The sequence below is a fragment of the Neisseria sp. MVDL19-042950 genome, from assembly GCF_030504625.1.
GTDB lineage: Bacteria > Pseudomonadota > Gammaproteobacteria > Burkholderiales > Neisseriaceae > Neisseria.
Genome location: NZ_JAUKWH010000011.1, coordinates 43,405 through 62,510 on the forward strand (window position 1 = coordinate 43,405; position 19,106 = coordinate 62,510).

Below are 19,106 nucleotides of genomic sequence, written 5' to 3' on the forward strand. Positions count from 1 at the left end.
TAAATCCCTGTTGAAGGGCCGTCTGAAAATCCCTGCAAACAGAAATAAGAAATCAATATGTTACTGATTCCCGCAATAGATTTGAAAGAAGGCCGCTGCGTACGCCTGAAGCAGGGTCTGATGGATCAAGCCACCGTGTTTTCAGACAATCCCGCCGAAACCGCCCTGCACTGGGTGAAGCAAGGCGCACGCCGCCTGCATTTGGTGGATTTGAACGGCGCATTTGCAGGCAAGCCGAAAAACCTTGAAGCCATTGCCGAAATTCTGCAAGAAGTGTCCAAAAACATTTCCGTGCAGCTCGGCGGCGGCATCCGCAATCTGGAAACCATCGAAAAATATCTTGATTTGGGTTTGACCGATGTGATTATCGGCACGGCGGCGGTGAAAAATCCCGAATTTGTGCGCGAAGCCTGCAAACAATTCGCCGGCCATATTATCGTCGGCTTGGATGCCAAAAACGGCATGGTCGCCATCGACGGCTGGGCAACCGTAACCGACCATCACGTTATCGACTTGAGCAAGCAGTTTGAAGACGACGGCGTGAACAGCATCATCTATACCGATATCGGCCGCGACGGCATGATGAGCGGTGTCAACATCGAAGCCACCGTTAAGTTGGCCGAAGCCGTGAACATTCCCGTTATCGCCTCCGGCGGCCTGACCGATTTGAACGACATACGTGCTTTGTGTGCGGTAGAAAAAAGCGGTGTGGCAGGAGCCATTACCGGCCGCGCAATTTACGAAGGCAGCATTGATTTTGCCGAAGCGCAGCAACTGGCAGACTCTCTCGCTTCCTGACATATTTCACAGCAGATCAGGCATGCCGGTACAATCTAAAAACACTTCCGGCAACCGGCAACCCTGATTTTTTAAAATAACAATACTTTTATATTTGGGGTAAAACCATGTTTCAAGCATTTCTTTTAGGGTTTTGGACGTTGTGGTCGACAAACCGTGATATTCATGCACTCAGTGAAAGTCTGAGTTTTACAATCATTTCGGTGTTAATTTCAGCAGGTATTACTTTTGAGTTACCGCATATCGATGGTGCCTGGTTTATTTCAATAGCTGTTTTATGGGCTTATGTAGCCTGCGTATTCGGCATCGTAAACCGCTTTGCAGACAGCTTTATGGGTACGCTGGTCATGGCGGCGGCTTCGGCGATCGGTTACTACCAACTGGCCGAGTATATACCCAAAGTGGCAGCGGGACTATTTGCCTAACCGCAACCCGTTAACTGCACCGGCCTACACCCGTTTTCAGACGGCCCGAAACCTTTGTAAAAAACCGCAGGCATTACAGCAATCCGTAATGCGGGAATGTGTCGCAAAAGACGTTTTTACAGAGGTTTCGGCCTACATAATTTGCCGGTGCGACACACATACCTCAGGCAGGTTTTGATTTCAACCGGCAGGCTGCTCAAAGCAGCCTGTATTCTTTTGGGAACCAACCACATGGCATTAGCAAAACGCATTATCCCCTGTTTGGACGTGGACAACGGCCGCGTTGTCAAAGGTGTCAACTTCGTCGGCCTGCGCGATGCCGGCAATCCGGTTGACGTAGCCAAACGCTACAACGACGAAGGTGCCGACGAGCTGACCTTTCTCGACATCACTGCTTCTTCCGACGACCGCGACACCATTCTGCATGTGATTGAAGAAGTCGCCTCGCAAGTGTTTATCCCGCTTACCGTCGGCGGCGGCGTGCGCTCCGTAGCCGATGTGCGCCGCCTGCTCAATGCGGGTGCCGACAAAGCCAGCATCAACACCGCCGCCGTAACCAACCCCGATTTGGTTAACGAAGCCAGCGGCTTTTTCGGTTCGCAAGCGATTGTGGTGGCGATTGATGCCAAAGCCGTCAACCCCGAAAACACCCGCTGGGAAGTGTTTACCCACGGCGGACGCAAAGCCACAGGCATTGATGCGGTCGAATGGGCACAAAACATGCAGGCGCGCGGCGCAGGTGAAATTCTACTCACCAGTATGGACAGAGACGGCACCAAAATCGGCTTCAACCTGCCGCTTACCCGCGCCATCAGCGAAGCGGTGGATATTCCCGTTATCGCCTCCGGCGGCGTGGGCAACGTGCAGCACCTGATTGACGGCGTGAAAGAAGGCAAAGCCGATGCCGTGCTGGCTGCCAGCATTTTCCATTTCGGCGAAGTGAGCATCCGCGAAGCCAAAGAAGCCATGCGCGCAGCGGGTATCGAAGTGCGTTTGTAATATTCACTTTCAGACGGCCTCCCAACCGTTGAGGCCGTCTGAAAAGAAAGAAACCGATATGAAAAAGTTCATTCCAATTGTATTGATGTCCTCCCTGCTGGCCGCGTGCGGCGGCGGCAATACCGAAAAAATCGGCGAGGCCAGCACTGTGTTCAACATGCTCGGCAAAAACGACCGCATTGAGATTCATGCGTTTGATGATCCGCAGATTAAAGGCGTTACCTGCTATATTTCCTACGCCAAAAAAGGCGGCTTGAAAGAAGCGGTGAACTTGGAAGAAGACGCGTCCGACGCTTCCGTTTCCTGCGTGCAGACTGCGCCGCAAATCAGCTATAACGAAGCCGAAGTCGCTAAGCCGCAAAAGATTTTCAAAAAAGGCTCCAGCTTTATTTTCAAAACCCTGCAAGTGATGCGCTACTATGACCCCGCGCGCAAAGTGTTTTCATACATGGTGTACAGCGACAAAGTGATTCAAGGTTCGCCGAAAAATTCGATGGACGCTTTCTCCTGCTACACCGGCGCTCCGCTGGACGCTGCCAAAGTGAGCGTGCAGCCGAACCAGCAGATTCACGGTTCATGCATCGTTACGCTTACCCAAAAATAAACAGCAAATAAACTTTAAAAGAGTACGTTCGTCATGTTCGGGCTTGACCCGAGCATCTTCATAAGATTACTGGAATCCGAGATACTCGGATCCAGCCCGAGTATGACGGAACTATAGTCAATCAACTTAACTTTTACTACAGTGTTGCTGCGCCTTGCCGTACTATCTGTACTGTCTTCGGCTTGCTGCCTTGTATTAAAAATTAATTTGATTGACTAGATGATAAAAAATAAGTTTATTTTATAAACTTAAGGCCGTCTGAAAACCGTAGGCTTCTGCGAAGCCAAAACAGATTGGAACAGCATGAATCTCACCCTCTGGCACTATCTGGCGATTGCCACGCTGGGCATTTTGGCCAGCATCATCAATATCTTAGCCGGCGGCGGTTCCAATCTGATTCTACCGCTGTTGATGGCCTTCGGCGTGCCGCCCGATATTGCCAACGCCAGCAACCGCGTCGGCATTTTTTTCCAGTCGCTCACCGGTATCCGCGGGTTTAGAAACGCCGGCGCGTTGCCCACGCACGATTTGCACGGCATTTTGCTGCCGATGGTGGCGGGCGGTTTGGTCGGTTCGGTGTTGGCTTCAGTGCTGCCCAATCAGATTCTGAAACCCGCCTTGCTCGTCTGCATTCTCGGCGTGGCCACGCTCACTTTTCTCAAACCGCAGCTTTTGTTGCCGCCGCAAAACGTGCAGGAACGCAAAGTGTCCGACACGCGCGGTGCGGCGGTTTTGCTGTTTGCGGTCGGTATTTATGGCGGCTTTGTGCAGGCAAGCACCGCGTTTATTCTGCTGCCCGTATTGGCGGGCGTATTGCACTACAACCTGCTGCGCGCCAATGCCTTGAAACTGGTATGCACGCTGGCGTTTACCATTGTGGCTTTGGCCGTATTTATCGTGCAGGGGCAGATTTGGTGGGATGTCGGCCTCGTGCTGGCGGCCGGCAATATACTCGGCTCAATGATCGGCGTGAAAATTGCGTTGAAACTTTCGCCCAACACCTTGCGCACGATTTTGTTTGTGATGACGGTTGTGGCCGTAGCCGCAGCGTTTTTGAAGTAGATGAGGCCGTCTGAAAACAAAGGGCTCAGGTTTCAAAAGATAAGCTCATGAACATGAACACAAAATCCTACCGCTTTATTCTGCTTGCCTTAGCCGTATTTCAGACGGCCTGCACGCCCGAAAGCAGCAGCCGGCCCCAAGCCGAACGCGAAGTTTTATCCGCAGTTGCCGCCAAAGATTCGGCTTCTTGGGTCGGCATCTATCGGGGCGAACTGCCTTGCGCCGACTGCGATTACATCGAAGCCACCATCGTTTTGCGCGATAATCTGCATTACAGCCTGACTACCCGACACGTCGGCAGAGTGGCCGGCGTATTGCCGTCTGAAAAACGCGGCACTTTCCATTGGCGCGACGACGGCCTGCTGCAATTGGATGCGGCGGGCGGCAATATGGTGTTTTTCGTCCACGAAAAAGGCCTGCAAATGCGCGGCAACGACGGTAAAGCCTATCCCGACAGCAAAGGAAAAATCTGCGGTTTGGCGAAAACCGGCAGTTTTGTGCCCGGGCAGTGAGTAGCTATTAGATATAAGATAAAATCATCAACCTTAAAAATATCGTACAAGAAAGCCGGTAATAAAAGGCCGTCTGAAAAAGGAGTCAACAAACATGCCGAACCCACTGCTGGATGCCGTTAAATTTGATGAAAAAGGCTTGGTCTGCGCCATCGCACAAGACGCGAAAACCCTGCGCGTGCTGATGGTGGCTTGGATGAACGCCGAAGCGCTGCAAAAAACCGCCGAAACCGGCTACGCCCACTATTACAGCCGTTCGCGTCAAAAACAATGGATGAAAGGCGAAGAGTCGGGGCATACGCAAAAAGTGCACGAGCTGCGTCTGGATTGCGACGGCGATGCGGTAATTATGCTGATAAACCAAGCCGGCGGCATTGCCTGCCATACCGGCCGCGAAAGCTGCTTTTACCGCGTGTGGCGAGATGATGAATGGCAGATTGTGGATGCGGTATTGAAAGACGAAAAAGAGATTTACGGGCATACGCACGGTTGATATGCCTATCCGAAAATAACAGGACCAAAAAAATAAGATGAAAAAGTATTTGCAAAGTTTGGGATGGGCGATTGTATGTATGTGTGTGAGTACATTTGCAACTGCACAATCTCCCCTACCGACAAAAATATCTAAAAAAGCAAAAGGTTATATCATTCGCCCACAGTATCCTCCTATTGCAATAGAAAATAAGATGGAAGGTAAAGTGATACTGTCTGTGTTAGTTGCACCCGGAGGCAGGGTGATGGAAATTAAATTGCTGGAATCCAGCGGACATGAACAGCTGGACAAAGCGGCAGAAAAGGCAGCTCGGATAGGGCGCTTTGAAACGGAAAAATGGACGGAATATTTCATTCCATTTACATTCAAAATAGACGAAGAAGAAGAACCGCCTCAAAATGTGGAAAGTGTTTCTAAATAAATAACCGAGATAAAGATATGACCGACCAAGTTTTAACCCAAATCCAAAACGTTATCGATTCCCGCAAAGGCCAAGACCCGCAAACGTCTTATGTGGCCCAGCTTCTGCACAAAGGCGAAGACAAAATCCTGAAAAAAGTGATTGAAGAAGCGGGCGAAGTGCTGATGGCTTCGAAAGACGGAGGCGGTGAGCATCTGGTTTACGAAGTGGCGGATTTGTGGTTTCACACGCAGGTGTTGCTGGCGCATCACGGCTTGCGCGTTGAAGAGGTGTTAAACGAACTGGCGCGCAGGCAGGGTTTGTCGGGGCTGGCGGAAAAGGCGGCGCGGCAGGAAAGCTGAATTTGTATTAAAATCCACCCGAAACGATGCGGAGGCCGTCTGAAAGATTCGGTTTCAGACGGCCTTTCTTTTATAATTATATGAAGGCAAACGGCAATATCGAACCGAGGCCGTCTGAAAACAGGCCGGCCGTTTGCACCCCAAAACTGAATATGTGTTACGCCGCAAGGTCGGCCGCTGTGTGCAGAGGATTGGGTTTTCGGCTATATTTTCGGAGTATTTGAGATGACTGACTGTATTTTCTGCAAAATCGTGGATAAGCAAATCCCCGCCGGCATCGTGTATGAAGACGACGACATGCTGTGCTTCAAAGACATCCGCCCCGCCGCGCCCGTGCATCTGCTGTTGATTCCGAAAGTGCATTTCGATTCGCTCGCGCACGCCAAGCCCGAGCATGAGGCGTTGTTGGGCAAAATGATGATGAAAGTGCCGCAAATCGCCGAAGCCAACGGCCTTAGCGACGGCTTCAAAACCCAAATCAACACGGGCAAAGGCGGCGGGCAGGAAGTGTTTCACCTGCATATCCACATTATGGGGCGGCCTGCCTGAACATAAGGTGGAGGCCGTCTGAAAAACATTTCTATATTTATTTTAATGATAAGGACTTAAATCATGGGCAGCTTCTCTATCTGGCACTGGATTATCGTGCTGGTGATTGTTGTGCTGGTATTCGGCACAAAAAAATTACGCAACGTCGGCAAAGACTTGGGCGGTGCGGTACACGATTTCAAACAGGGTTTGAACGAAGGCACTGAAGCCGGTAAAAAAGACGATGTGATCGAGCACCAAAAAGACGATAACAAATCAGCTTAAACCATGTTTGATTTCGGTTTCAGCGAACTGCTGCTGATAGGTGTGATTGCGCTGGTGGTGCTCGGCCCCGAACGCCTGCCTAAAGCCGCCCGCATGGCGGGGAGCTTGCTTGGGCGTGTGCAGCGCACGGTGAGCAGCGTGAAGCAGGAATTGAGCGCGCAAATCGAAATGGACGAGCTGCGCAAAGCCAAAAGCGAGTTCGAATCCGCCGCAGAATCGCTGCGCAACGGGCTGGGCAGCACGGGCGAAAGCCTGCGCAAGGATTTGGACGATATTTCAGACGGCCTCAAAGTGCCGGCATGGGAACGTGTGCCGCAACAGCGTACACCCGCCGATTTCGGTTTGGACGAACACGGCAACCCGCTGGGCAGCGACCATGCCGACAACGGCCGGCTCGATTACCCGATGCCGTCTGAAAACCCGCACGCATCCGGCGGGTTTCATACAGTCTCCCTGCGGCGGCAGGCCATGCAGCGCAAACGCGACATGCGTCCGCGCCACCGCCCGAAACCGCAACTGCGCGTCCGCAAAAAGTGAGTAAACGGTGTCTGAAGAACAACAAGCCCAGCAGCCTTTGGTTGAACATTTAATCGAATTGCGCCGCCGCCTGATGTGGATAATCGGCGGCCTCTTGATCTGCTTTTTCGGCCTGATGCCTTTTGCCCAAAAGCTCTATACGTTTGTGGCCGAACCGCTGATGGCGACGCTGCCGGCCAACACCAGCATGATTGCCACCGACGTGGTTGCGCCGTTTTTCGTGCCGGTAAAAGTAACGCTGATGGCGGCTTTTTTGCTGTCGCTGCCGCACACGATGTATCAGGTTTGGGCGTTCGTCGCCCCCGCGCTTTATCAAAATGAAAAACGCCTGATTACGCCTTTGGTGCTCTCGAGCATTTTGTTGTTTTTTGCGGGCATGGCGTTTGCTTATTTTCTGGTGTTTCCGGTGGTGTTTAAGTTTCTGGCCGGCGTTACGCCCATCGGCGTGAACATGGCGACCGACATCGACAAATACCTGTCGTTTGTATTGGGTATGTTTGTCGCGTTCGGCACTACATTCGAAGTGCCGGTGGTGGTGGTTTTGTTGAACCGCATGGGCGTGCTGTCGCTGGAGCAGTTAAAGTCCGCTCGGCCTTATGTGATTGTGGGCGCGTTTGTGATCGCCGCTATCATCACGCCGCCCGACGTGATTTCGCAAATCATGCTCGCCGTGCCGTTGGTGTTGCTGTATGAAGCGGGCTTGTGGTTTTGCCGTTTTACGAAGCCGTTGTCGCGCAGGCAGGAAAGCTGAACCGTGAATTGAGGCCGTCTGAAAACGAGTTTTGCGAGTTTCGCTAAAACATTTTCAGACGGCCTCAACCGTTTTTAAGATAAAATGCCTGCCGCATTTTTTTATCAACCGCATAAAACTAATTTTCTTAAAGGCCGTCTGAAAACAATACGCTTTTTCAGACGGCCTCACATTAAACAGATTGAACGATGAACACACCCTCCGATAAAAAACACTGGTCGCATACCGCCGCCGTCATCAGCCTGTGCGGGCTGATTGCCGTCAGCCTTGCTTGGGAGCTTTGGCTTGCGCCGCTGCGCCCGGGCGGTTCGTGGCTGGCTTTGAAAGCTTTGCCTTTGTGTCTGCCGCTGGCGGGCATTTTGAAAGGCAGGGTTTACACTTTCCAATACAGTTGCCTGCTGGTGCTGTTTTATTTTGCCGAAGCGGTGGTGCGGCTGTTTGACGCTGCGCCTGCCAGCCGTGCCTGTTCCGCTGCGGCATTGGTGTGCAGCAGCGTGTTTTTCGTCGCCTGCTTGGTTTTTGTGAAACAGCAGCGGAAGGCGGTGCCACATGTTTAGCCGTTATTCCGACTATTCGGCGACGGTGTGGACATGGCGTTTGTGGCCGTTGTGGTTGTGCTTTATCTGCATTTGTATCGCACCTTTCGTGTCGCTGTACCGCGTCGGCCCGTTATCGAGCTTTTATCTGGAAGCGGGTTCGCTCGCCGGAGCGGTGTTATTGTTGCTGCTGACGGCGTTGACAGGCCGTCTGAATGTGCGTTTGCCTGCCGCTTCGGTTTATTTTTTGGTTTTGGCTGTGTTTTGGTGGCTTCAGGCGCGGTTGATGGATTTGACCTATCCGGGCTTGAGCGATATGACGGCTTCGGCATTCGTGATTCTGGCGCTGGCGGCTTGGGCCTGCCGCGGCTGGGTGGCGGAATGGGGGCAGGAACGCGTGGTGTCGGTGTTGGCATGGACGCTGCTGGCCGGCGTACTGATACAGGCGGCGGTGGCGTTGATGCAGTTTACCGGCTGGGCTTCGGCGGAAATGTTCCGCGGCATCATCGCTTACCGCGGGCTGCGCGAAGTGAGCGGGCAGCTCGGCCAGCGTAATCATCTGGGGCATTATCTGATGTGGGGCACGCTGGCGGCTTCGTATTTGTGGGCGATGCGCAGAATGCCCGGCTGGCTCGGTTTTCTAATGGTACTGACGCTGACTTCGGTGCTGGGCTTGGTAAACTCGCGCACCATTCTCACTTATGTGATCGGTGTCGGTTTGCTGCTTCCGTTTTGGCGTTGGCGCGCCGGCCGCGGAGCCAACCGTTTGGTGCTGATTATGTTGTTCGCGCTGGTGATGACGGTGATCGTACAGTTCGGTATCGGCCCGCTTCTGGATATGTTTTCAGGCGTGAAATACGATACGGCGCTGGAACGCGTGGAAGGCGGCGGCTTCAGCGGCTCCGCGCGCGATGTGGAATGGCGCAAGGCTTGGGCGGTATTTTTGTCCGCTCCCTTTTGGGGGCACGGCTGGGGCAGTTTTTCTTTGCAGGGCTTTTTGGCTCACGCGCAAATGGGCAAGTTCAGCGGCAATATGCTGAACGTGCTGTTCACGCATTCGCACAATATCGTGTTGCAGCTTTTGGCCGAAATGGGCTTGGCCGGCACGCTGTTGGTAGGCTTGGGCTTTTTGGCCGCCATCGGGCGCATGTTTGCGCGGCCGTTCAACCACGCTTCGCTGCTTCTGCTGGCAATGATGGCGGTTTCCCTCTGCCACAGCATGTTGGAATACCCGCTTTGGTATTTCTATTTTCTGGTGCCGTTTGCTTTAATGGCCGGCCTGTCGCCCGCACGCGAGGAAGATTTTTCAGACGGCCTCAAAGCGGTTAAATGGCAAAACTCCGGCGGTGCTCTGCTGGCCGTATTCCTGCTGGCGTCCATTGCCCGTTTGGGTTGGGTATATACCGATTTGGTGAAGTTCGACCGCCAATCGAAAAAAGACGATGCCGCCGCCGTTGCCGCAAAAATCACCGGTCTGAACAAAATTGCCGCAACCGAACCGATGCTGCGTTATTACGCGCAACTTTCGCTCACCCGCCACGCCAACCCCGCCGACCCGGGCATTTATCCGTGGGCGGAAAAAGCGGCGGCGGAGGCGTTGACATTCCGCCCGTATGCCAATGCTTATCAGGTCGGGCTGTACCGATACCGCAGGGGGCAAAAACAAGAGGCGGAAGCATGGATGCGCAAGATGTACCTCTACTATCCCCACTCCATGCCGCATTATGCGGAAAAAATCCGCAGCAACAGCCTGTTGGTGCCATTGGATGACGAACTGCAAACCTACTGCAAAGAATTGCGCAAACAAAATCCCCAAGCCAAGCCGTGCGACACGGCGAAAAAAAATACCCCGTAACCGGGGTATTTTTTTCAGACGGCCTCAAGCGGTCAGCGTGCCTTTTGTCGAAGGCATAATGCCGGCCATACGTTCGTCGTACTCCACCGCCATACGCAGTGCGCGGCCGAAAGCCTTAAACATGGTTTCGGCTTGGTGGTGGGCATTTTTACCGCGCAGGTTGTCGATATGCAGCGTCATCATGCTGTGGTTGACCAAGCCTTGGAAAAACTCGCTAAACAAATCCACATCGAAACGGCCGATCATTGCGCGGGTAAATTCGATGTTGTACACCAACCCCGGACGGCCCGACAAATCAATTACCACACGGCTCAAAGCCTCGTCCAGCGGCACGTAGGCATGCCCGTAGCGGCGGATTCCGGCCTTGTCGCCCAACGCCTGCTTCAACGCCTGCCCGAGCGTGATGCCGATATCTTCTACGGTGTGGTGGTCGTCGATATGCAAATCGCCTTGGCAGGTAATATCCAAATCAATCAGGCCGTGGCGGGTGATTTGGTCGAGCATGTGGTCGAGGAACGGCACGCCGGTATCGAATCGGCCTACGCCGCTGCCGTCGAGGTTCAGCGATACGGAAATCCGGGTTTCGCTGGTATTGCGGACAACCGTAACCGCACGCGCGCCTTCAAACACGGGCACGGATACCGCGACGGCGGCTTTTTCGGCGGCACGTTCGGCCGCCGCTTCTTTCTGGCGTTTTTCGGCTTCGGGATCATGCTCCCTATCCATCCAGCCTTTGCGTTTTCCCATCCCGCTTTCGAGTTTCGCCAGCAGCGATGCGCGGATACCGCGGCCGTTTTCATCCGTGCTTTGCTGCTCCAAACGGCGTTTGATTTGGGAAAGCGAAGCGGAATTGTCATAACCGCTGCGGCGCGCCAGCTCTGCCAGCGAACCGGCTTCTTTCATCAGGATATACAGGTTTTGAAGATGGAGTTGTGCTTTATTCATAACAATATCCGGTTGTGTTTACTAATTTCAAAATCTACCCAGACCGCCTTGAGAGGCCGTCTGAAAACAAGTTTACCGATACAGGGCGCGGATCACTTTTAAGACGGCATCGTTCTCTTCGGGCGAACCGACGGTGATGCGTACACATTGATCCAGCAAAGGATGCACGCCGTGCAGGTTTTTAATCAGAATTTTGTTTTGCTTCAACGTATCAAACAGCTCCTGCGCATCCGGCACGCGCACGGTAATAAAGTTCGCGTCGCTGGGAAAGGCTTTCAGACGGCCTATTGCCGACAATCCGGCAAACACCCGCTCGCGCTCGTCTTTCAGTTTGGCAGTCGTTTCTTCGATTCGTTCCGCATGTTGCAGGGCGAATGTCGCCGTTACAAGGCTCAATTGGTTCATATTGTAGGGCGGCACGATTTTCGCCAGTTCGTCGATAACGGCGGCGTAGCCCGAAGCATAGCCGATGCGCAAACCCGCAAAACCGATTTTGCTCACGGTGCGCATCACCACCAGATTCTCAATACTGCCCGCCTGCGGCAGGAAGCTGTCGCGGCTGAACGCGCCGTAGGCTTCGTCCACCACGACAATGCCTTTGGCCGCCTCAATCACGGCTTCCACTTCTTCGCGCTTGAAACACACGCCGGTGGGGTTGTTCGGGTAGGCGATAAACACCAGCGCCGGATTGTGCCATTCGACGGCCTCCAGCAGCTCGGGCATGTTTAAAGTGAAATCCCCGTTCAACGGCACGCCCGCATATTGCATGCCGAAAAGCCGGGCGTTGTGCTTGTACATCACAAAGCTCGGCTCCACCGCCAACATCGTGGCTTTCGGTTTGGCAACCAGCATGGTAAGCAGTTGGATCAATTCGTCCGAACCGTTGCCCAGCGCAATTTTTGCTTCTTGAGGAATATGGAACGCCTGACGCAGCGCATCCTGCAAACCGCTGGTCGCAGGATTGGGATAAAGATGAATCGGAGCATCCGCCAGAAGCCGTTGCCATTCGCCGACCAACTCGGGCGCACCGGCAAAAGGATGATAAGGACTTTCCATCGCATCCAGCTTGATAAAGCCTTCGGGCAGGTCTGCCACACGATATGCTGTCATCGCCTGAATCTCAGGGCGGATAAAATCGGATAAAGCTGTCATCGTCATACTCCGAACCGCGGCCGAAAGGCCGTCTGAAACTGCTAATGTACCATAAAACACGCCTTATTATGCAGCCGCAATACATATGCTTTCCAAATAATCCTTTTATCACGGCTTACCGCAGCATTTTGCGGCCGGCCAAACAACTTTCCGGCAAGAATTCTGTCAACCGGTTAGTCGGCGTTCCGATTCCCCCGCATGCAGGCCGTCTGAAAGACCCCGCCGGTAAACTTGTTTCCGACACAAGGTGGCAAGCCGCAGGCGGTACAAGCAGTATGAAACCGGCTCCGTTGCCGCCCTCTTTGAGCTAAGGCAGAGCAAATGCAAGTTTATCGACGATATCTTTCAGACGGCCTTGATTTTTCAGCCTTTAAACCTTATAAACCAGCCATACGAATTTAATTTTCCGAAAGAAACAAAAACGCATGACCCATACCGTTCACCTGCAATTCGACGACATCGACAACACCGTGCTGCAACGCCTGTGCGGCGCATTCGACAGCAATCTCGACACTCTGGGCAAAGCCCTCGACATCCAAATCAGCCGCCGTTTTTCCAGCTTCACCTTTTTAGGCGAACTCGCCCACGCAGGCCGCCGCGCCCTGCTCTCTTTGGCAAGCACCGCCGAGAGCCGCGATCTAGAAGACAGCGACATCCAGCTTGCCGCCGTCGAAGCCAAAACCGCCGACGCGCAACACGAAGAAAAACATCACGACCAGCAATATTATCTGCGCACCAAGCGCGGCAGCGTCGGCGGACGAACACCGCGCCAAAACGGCTATATCCGCGCACTGCTCAACCACGATGTCGTTTTCGGCTTGGGGCCTGCCGGTACCGGTAAAACCTATCTGGCCGTGGCCGCGGCCGTTGATGCGATGGAAAAACACCAAATCGAGCGCATCGTTTTGGTGCGCCCCGCCGTGGAAGCCGGCGAAAAACTCGGCTTTCTGCCCGGCGACCTCGCCCAAAAAGTCGATCCCTACCTGCGCCCGCTTTACGACGCTTTATACGACTTGATGGGCTTCGACCGCGTTACCAAGCTCTTGGAAAAAGGCTTAATCGAAATCGCGCCGCTGGCTTACATGCGCGGCCGCACGCTCAACGGCGCTTATGTGATTCTCGACGAAGCGCAAAACACCACGCCCGAGCAAATGAAGATGTTCCTCACCCGCATCGGTTTCGGTGCCAAAGCCGTGATTACCGGCGACCTGAGCCAAATCGACTTGCCGCGCAACATCAAATCGGGCTTGAAAGATGCCAAAGAAAAACTCAGCGGCATCGAAGGCTTGTATTTCCACACCTTCACCAGCGAAGACGTGGTGCGCCATCCTTTGGTGCAGAAAATCGTCGAAGCCTACGATGCGGCGGAAGAAAAAGCGGAAAAACAGCCTCAACTCTTGCCCGACCGGCATTCGGCCTGATAACCGACAACCGCAACACCCGCACAGTTGCCGCAAAACCTCCCGATAGCGAAAATACAACACCGGCCCGCAAAACAGCGGGCCCTTTCGTTGCCGCCGAATTTCCAAGCCCAACCCCGCCATACTCGCTCCGCCGCCGATACCGCTCGCAACCGACTTATTGACAAATCATTAGTCTTATTTAAAATGCAAATGAGTTTGGTTATCACAATTAATTTTGATATCCAAATCAACTGCAACAGGCCGAGACCTTTGCAAAATCGTCAGATGTGGATGCAGTTCAAGTTCAGGGTTTAGCAGCATAGCAAATGTGAACCTATATCCTGCAAAGCCAAGCAAACCGTGCATCACGCAACAGCCCGCATCTGATGATTTTACAAAGGTCTCAGGCCGTCTGAAACATCATTCAGACAGCTCCGACAATAGTCGGAAACAAAACAGTCAATCCGAATAGCATATTGCCAAGCAGTATCTGCCCGATTGCCGTTATACCGCCCATTGTCGGTACATGATTTATTCTCTTTCATTCATATGCATCAGGAGTTTGTATTGATGAGCAAAAAAAACAACATCACCTTAACCGGCAGCCGCAACCGATCCATGGTACTCGGCGTCGGCCTTCTAGCTGCCGCGATGAATCCGGCTTTTGCGGCAACCCAGCCTACGGCCTCGGCAGAACTTGAAAAAATAACCGTACAAGGCAGCAAGCCCATACGCAGCGGCTATAAAGCACCCAACACCACCATCGGCAAACGTCTGCAAGACGTACAGAATATTCCGCAAAGTGCCACGGTCATCAACCAGCAGGTTATCAAAGACCAAGCCACTTCCGACCTGAAAGAAGCGTTGAAAAATGCCGGCATCACCTTCCAAGCGGGTGAAGGCGGGCAAACCGAAGTGCCGATTATCCGCGGCATACACGCGGGCGGCGACGTATACGACGACGGTTTGCGCGGTTCGGCGGCCGAATTCAACAGCGACACTTTCAATACCGACCACATCGAAGTGCTTAAAGGCAGCGCCGCCGTATTGTTCGGCCGCGGCGCGGCAGGCGGCGTGATCAACCAAGTCAGCAAAACGCCTTACATCGGCACCGGCGGCGATGTCGCCCTCGGCATCGGCAACCGCAACTACAAACGCCTGACCGGTGATTTCAACCATGCCTTTAACGACGACGTGGCCGTGCGCCTGAACATCGTGGGCGAAGACAAAGATTCGTTCCGCAAACCCGTCGACAGCCGCAAATTCGGCATCGCCCCGAGCATTTCCGTCGGCTTGAGCAGCGACACTCAGTTCGACTTGGGCTATAAATTTGAAAAATCGGATAAATTCCCCGACTTAGGCGTGCCTTACCGCAGCACCGGCAGCAACACTGCCGTGGCCGACGACCGCCTGATCGACAAAAACTTCGGCTATCCCGACATTGATTTTGAAAAACGCCGCAACCACACCGCCACGGCAAAACTCCGCCACAATTTCAACGACGATACGACGTTGACCAACACCCTGCGTTATGCCAAAACCGATTACAACTATCTGGTATTGGGACCGCGCTGGAACGGCAACCAAACGCAAATCCGTCGCCGTTTGAATGATTACAAGAACATCAAATACGATTCCAATACATGGAGCAACCATACTGATTTCAATATCAAATTCGACACCGGCCCGGTCAAACACGATTTGCTCGCCAATTTGGAGCTGACGCAGGAAAAACGTAACAACTATAGCCGTTCCGCCACTTTCTTCCGCAACGGCACCCAAGTTGTACCGGGGAACAACGGAGTTTTAGAAGGTTCTCCATATGATGTCGGCAGTGGAAAATTTCTCTCAAACGACCGTTTTACCGCAGTTCTAAACCCTGCACTCAGCGGTATTCTCACCACCCGCACCATCGGCGTGGGCCTGAATGACATCGTGGAACTGACCCCTACGGTCAAAGCCATTGCCGGCGTGCGCTTCAACCGCATCAACACCAAAAACGAAGCGCTTATTCCGAGCAGAAACAACAAAAACGCTAGCCGTTCCGACAACATCTGGACTTACAACGGCAGCATGATTTGGGATTACCTGCCCGGCCATAACGTTTACGCCACTTACAGCACCGCCGCCACGCCCGTGGCCTACCGCGTAACCGGCCAGCCTGATGCATTGGAAGACGCACAACTGGTTGCCGAACCGGAAAAAACCCGCACAGTGGAAGTCGGCACCAAAAACGCCTTCTTCGACGATGCGCTGACGGTGAACGCCGCCCTGTTCCACACCAAAAAAACCCAGCAATACTATCGCGATGCAGGATTTATCGACTGGGCGAAAGTTTACGGTTTGGATGTGGAAGTGGCCGGCCGCATTACCGACCGCCTGAACGTAATCGGCAACGTGATCGTGAGCAACGGCAGCATGAAAGCCACCTCGGCTTCCACCAAACAACTTAACGGCCACTTCCCCGAAGCAGCCGCCAAGTTTACCGCCAACCTGTGGACTAACTACCGCATCACCAATAACGTGAATGCCGGTTTGGGTATCCGCCACGTCGGCGACCGCTACACCCACAGTCCGAACAATAACGGCAGCATTGTGCAGAAACTGCCGGCCTACACCGCAGTCGATGCCATGACCAGCTACGAAAACCGCAAATACCGCGCACAACTCAACGTGAACAACGTGTTTGACAAAAAACACTTCACCACCGGCCACCGCCGCCAAGCCATACCGGGCGACCGCCGTACCGTGCTGGCTACTTTCGGTTATAAATTCTAAGCATCTCGCGTAGCGTGTAAGGCCGTCTGAAAATATTTTTTCCCTCAATCCTTTTCAGACGGCCTCTTTTTTACCACCCGAGCCGCTAAACTTAATATCCTGCAACGCACCCCGTATTAAGTTTATCGGTTTTTCAAAATCACAAGGAATATCATCATGTTGCTACATATAGAAAATGTATTGACCTACGACGAACTGGCCTATGCGCAAAACCTGCTGGCCGATGCCCCGTGGTGCGACGGCAAAATCACGGCCGGCAGCCAGTCCGGACAAGTGAAAAACAACCTGCAACTGCCGCAAATGAGCGAAGCCGGCAAAATCATGGCCGAGTTGGTAAAAACCGCCGTATTGCGCAATGCAGAATTCTTCTCCGCTGCCCTGCCGCACACCGTTTTCCCGCCGCTGGTCAACTGCTACCGCGAAGGCCAAAACTTTGGCAACCACATCGACAACGCCATCCGCAGCGACCCCTACACCGGCCAATGGGTACGCACCGACGTATCCAGCACCCTGTTTCTCAACGACCCCGACGAATACGACGGCGGCGAATTAGTGATTGAAGACAACTACGGCAGCCACCGCGTCAAACTGGCCGCCGGCGACATGATTGTTTACCCCGCCACCAGCCTGCACCACGTAACCCCCGTTACCCGCGGCCAGCGCATCGCCAGCTTTTTCTGGACGCAATCCATGGTATCCAGCGACGAAAAACGCACCATGCTCTTCGACATGGACCGCGCCATCACCTCGCTGCGCGCACAATACGGCGAATCCGACGAATCCGTATTGCTCACAGGCGTTTACCACAACCTGCTGCGCCAATGGTCGAGCATTTGATACCGCTCCGACCTATGAGGCCGTCTGAAAATAAACTTTGTGAGTTTCGCTAAAACCCGCAAAGTTCGTTTTCAGACGGCCTCACATCAACAACCGCCCCGTCATGACGAATCAAAATTTGCTATAATCGGCAACATCTTGATTTCTCGAAACAACACATGCAAAACCTTCAATTCCCCCTCAACTTCACCTTCAAAATCTTCACACCCTCCAACGACTTCACCGTGTTCGACGCACAAGGCGAAGAAGTGGCCTACACGCGGCAGAAGATTTTTAAGCTCAAAGAATCCATCGAAATTTTCCGCAACGGCAGCCGCAGCGAGAAGCTCTACACCATCGACGCCGACCGCATTATCGACTTCAATGCCAACTACACCGTGCGCGACGCGGCAGGCCGAACCATCGGCAGCATCAAGCGCAGCGGCATGAAATCGCTGTGGAAAACCAGCTATACCCTCAGCGACGCAGCGGGCAGCCCGCGCTACACCCTTCACGAAGAAAATCCGTGGGTGGCCGTGGTGGACGGCATCGTCGGCGAAATCCCCATTCTCGGCATGCTCACCGGCTACTTCCTCAACCCAACCTATACCATCGCCACGCCCGACGGACGCGAAACCTACCGCCTCAAGAAAAACGCCTCGTTTTTCGAGCGCAAATTCAGCTTGGAAAAAACCGCCCAAGCTCCGGCGGAAGACGATGTATTGGTGCTGAACGCCGCCATGCTGCTGATGCTGCTCGAACGCCGCGACGGCTAACCTATTCGAGGCCGTCTGAAAAAAGCTCAATGCGGGTTTTCGGCGAAGCTCGCAAAGTGCGCTTTCAGACGGCCTCACGGCATTCCCCCCGCCGCCGATTCGGCTTACAATATCCCGTTTTTCCACACACACAGACATTACCCATGAAAATCTGGTTCGGTCAGGGCAGCCGCCCCGACTTTCCGCAAGGCTCCGCCGTTACCATCGGCAATTTCGACGGCGTACACCTCGGCCACCGCCACATTCTGCAACGGCTCAAACAAGAAGCACAAAGCCGCGGCCTACCCGTGGTTGTCGTTACCTTCGAGCCGCAGCCGCAAGAATTTTTCGCCCGCAAACAAGGCCGCGAACTGCCCTACCGCCTCAGCCCGCTGCGCAGCAAACTGCACTTGCTGCGCGAAACCGGCTGCGTCGATGCCGTGTGGGTGCTGCGTTTCAACCAAGCCTTTGCCGACATCAACGCCCAAACCTTCATCAGCCGCCTGCTGCGCGAAACCCTCAACACCAAATACCTGCTCATCGGCGACGATTTCCGCTTCGGCGCAGGGCGCGAAGGCGATTTCGCCCTGCTGCAAAGCCAGCCCGACATGGTTACCGAGCGCACCCCTTCCGTGCTGGTGGAAAACATCCGCGCCAGCAGCACCGCCATCCGCAAAGCCCTTTCAGACGGCCTCTTGGAATACGCCGGCAAACTGCTCGGCCACGACTACGCACTCAGCGGCAAAGTCAAACACGGTGCCAAACTCGGCCGCACCATCGGCTGCCCCACCGCCAACGTGCAGCTTCCCCAACACCACTACGCCCTCAGCGGCGTGTTTGTAGTTGAAGCGGAAGGCAGCTTCGGCACCCGCCGCGGCGTAGCCAGCTTCGGCTTCAACCCCACCGTATCGGCAACCCGCCGCCAAAAGCTCGAAGTGCATTTGTTCGACTTCAACGGCAACCTATACAGCCAACGCATCCGCGTGCGTTTCCTACACAAACTGCGCGACGAAGCCAAGTTCGACAACATCGACGATTTGAAAAAACAGATCTGGGCGGATATGGATGCGGCGAGAAATTGGATGAAAGCCTGAAACAAATACCTTCATC

At 53.8% G+C, this 19,106-nt stretch carries 22 protein-coding genes; 20 read left to right on the top strand and 2 right to left on the bottom strand.

The genetic code is table 11. From position 1 onward, the window contains the following. Positions 1-57: 57 nt before the first annotated feature. The 15 genes from hisA (at position 58) to Q0X97_RS09705 (ending at position 10,147) form a co-directional block, all read left to right on the top strand. Positions 58-798 (top strand): 1-(5-phosphoribosyl)-5-[(5-phosphoribosylamino)methylideneamino]imidazole-4-carboxamide isomerase, encoded by a 741-nt coding sequence (gene hisA / locus Q0X97_RS09635; protein ID WP_302066608.1) that lies wholly within the window; start codon positions 58-60, stop codon positions 796-798. A 107-nt stretch (positions 799-905) separates the two neighbouring features. Then, positions 906-1,223: a hypothetical protein gene (locus tag Q0X97_RS09640; protein WP_302066607.1), complete on the top strand. Its 318-nt coding sequence runs from the start codon at positions 906-908 to the stop codon at positions 1,221-1,223. A gap of 231 nt (positions 1,224-1,454) precedes the next feature. Then, positions 1,455-2,222 carry an imidazole glycerol phosphate synthase subunit HisF gene (gene hisF / locus Q0X97_RS09645; protein WP_302066606.1) on the top strand — a complete coding sequence of 256 codons (768 nt, stop codon included), beginning with the start codon at positions 1,455-1,457 and terminating at the stop codon, positions 2,220-2,222. A gap of 58 nt (positions 2,223-2,280) precedes the next feature. Continuing rightward, entirely contained in the window at positions 2,281-2,826 is a 546-nt protein-coding gene (locus Q0X97_RS09650) for a CreA family protein (protein WP_302066605.1), read from the top strand. 303 nt (positions 2,827-3,129) lie between these two features. Next, positions 3,130-3,888 (top strand): sulfite exporter TauE/SafE family protein, encoded by a 759-nt coding sequence (locus tag Q0X97_RS09655; protein ID WP_302066604.1) that lies wholly within the window; start codon positions 3,130-3,132, stop codon positions 3,886-3,888. Positions 3,889-3,935: 47 nt separating this feature from the next. Continuing rightward, on the top strand, positions 3,936-4,400 hold the full coding sequence (locus Q0X97_RS09660; protein WP_302066603.1) for a copper resistance protein NlpE: 465 nt from the start codon (positions 3,936-3,938) through the stop codon (positions 4,398-4,400). 94 nt (positions 4,401-4,494) lie between these two features. Continuing rightward, positions 4,495-4,893, top strand: coding sequence for a phosphoribosyl-AMP cyclohydrolase (gene hisI / locus Q0X97_RS09665; RefSeq protein ID WP_302066602.1), 399 nt, complete (start codon positions 4,495-4,497; stop codon positions 4,891-4,893). A 37-nt stretch (positions 4,894-4,930) separates the two neighbouring features. Next, positions 4,931-5,314: an energy transducer TonB gene (locus Q0X97_RS09670; RefSeq protein ID WP_302066601.1), complete on the top strand. Its 384-nt coding sequence runs from the start codon at positions 4,931-4,933 to the stop codon at positions 5,312-5,314. 17 nt (positions 5,315-5,331) lie between these two features. Continuing rightward, a complete protein-coding gene (locus tag Q0X97_RS09675; RefSeq protein ID WP_302066600.1) occupies positions 5,332-5,655 on the top strand; it encodes a phosphoribosyl-ATP diphosphatase in 324 nt (107 codons plus the stop codon). A gap of 225 nt (positions 5,656-5,880) precedes the next feature. After that, entirely contained in the window at positions 5,881-6,204 is a 324-nt protein-coding gene (locus tag Q0X97_RS09680) for a histidine triad nucleotide-binding protein (protein WP_085362480.1), read from the top strand. Between the two features lie 63 nt (positions 6,205-6,267). Beyond that, positions 6,268-6,468 carry a Sec-independent protein translocase subunit TatA gene (gene tatA, locus Q0X97_RS09685; protein WP_302066599.1) on the top strand — a complete coding sequence of 67 codons (201 nt, stop codon included), beginning with the start codon at positions 6,268-6,270 and terminating at the stop codon, positions 6,466-6,468. Between the two features lie 3 nt (positions 6,469-6,471). Continuing rightward, positions 6,472-7,005: a Sec-independent protein translocase protein TatB gene (gene tatB, locus Q0X97_RS09690; RefSeq protein WP_302066598.1), complete on the top strand. Its 534-nt coding sequence runs from the start codon at positions 6,472-6,474 to the stop codon at positions 7,003-7,005. A 7-nt stretch (positions 7,006-7,012) separates the two neighbouring features. Further along, positions 7,013-7,756 carry a twin-arginine translocase subunit TatC gene (tatC, locus tag Q0X97_RS09695; RefSeq protein ID WP_302066597.1) on the top strand — a complete coding sequence of 248 codons (744 nt, stop codon included), beginning with the start codon at positions 7,013-7,015 and terminating at the stop codon, positions 7,754-7,756. A gap of 188 nt (positions 7,757-7,944) precedes the next feature. Next, positions 7,945-8,313: a DUF2069 domain-containing protein gene (locus Q0X97_RS09700; RefSeq protein ID WP_302066596.1), complete on the top strand. Its 369-nt coding sequence runs from the start codon at positions 7,945-7,947 to the stop codon at positions 8,311-8,313. Next, entirely contained in the window at positions 8,306-10,147 is a 1,842-nt protein-coding gene (locus Q0X97_RS09705; protein WP_302066595.1) for a PglL family O-oligosaccharyltransferase, read from the top strand. The genes Q0X97_RS09700 and Q0X97_RS09705 overlap by 8 nt, the downstream gene beginning before the upstream one ends. Positions 10,148-10,171: 24 nt before the next feature. Here the strand turns inward: Q0X97_RS09705 and hisB are convergent, their stop codons facing one another. Both hisB and hisC read right to left on the bottom strand, forming a co-directional pair. Continuing rightward, positions 10,172-11,092, bottom strand: a complete 921-nt coding sequence (gene hisB / locus Q0X97_RS09710) for an imidazoleglycerol-phosphate dehydratase HisB (protein ID WP_302066594.1) — start codon at positions 11,090-11,092, stop codon at positions 10,172-10,174. Between the two features lie 72 nt (positions 11,093-11,164). After that, positions 11,165-12,244 carry a histidinol-phosphate transaminase gene (gene hisC / locus Q0X97_RS09715; protein ID WP_302066593.1) on the bottom strand — a complete coding sequence of 360 codons (1,080 nt, stop codon included), beginning with the start codon at positions 12,242-12,244 and terminating at the stop codon, positions 11,165-11,167. 425 nt (positions 12,245-12,669) lie between these two features. On the opposite strand from hisC, the gene Q0X97_RS09720 reads away from it, so the two are divergent. The 5 genes from Q0X97_RS09720 (at position 12,670) to ribF (ending at position 19,090) form a co-directional block, all read left to right on the top strand. After that, positions 12,670-13,665 (top strand): PhoH family protein, encoded by a 996-nt coding sequence (locus tag Q0X97_RS09720; protein WP_302066592.1) that lies wholly within the window; start codon positions 12,670-12,672, stop codon positions 13,663-13,665. A gap of 552 nt (positions 13,666-14,217) precedes the next feature. Then, the gene (locus tag Q0X97_RS09725) at positions 14,218-16,425 is read left to right on the top strand and encodes a TonB-dependent siderophore receptor (RefSeq protein ID WP_302066591.1); all 2,208 of its coding nucleotides are present in this window, start codon (positions 14,218-14,220) and stop codon (positions 16,423-16,425) included. A 156-nt stretch (positions 16,426-16,581) separates the two neighbouring features. Then, complete coding sequence (locus tag Q0X97_RS09730) at positions 16,582-17,262, top strand: Fe2+-dependent dioxygenase (RefSeq protein ID WP_302066590.1); 681 nt, start codon at positions 16,582-16,584, stop codon at positions 17,260-17,262. Positions 17,263-17,420: 158 nt separating this feature from the next. Further along, positions 17,421-18,017: a hypothetical protein gene (locus tag Q0X97_RS09735; protein ID WP_302066589.1), complete on the top strand. Its 597-nt coding sequence runs from the start codon at positions 17,421-17,423 to the stop codon at positions 18,015-18,017. Positions 18,018-18,160: 143 nt separating this feature from the next. Continuing rightward, positions 18,161-19,090: a bifunctional riboflavin kinase/FAD synthetase gene (gene ribF, locus Q0X97_RS09740; protein ID WP_302066588.1), complete on the top strand. Its 930-nt coding sequence runs from the start codon at positions 18,161-18,163 to the stop codon at positions 19,088-19,090. Positions 19,091-19,106: the final 16 nt, after the last annotated feature.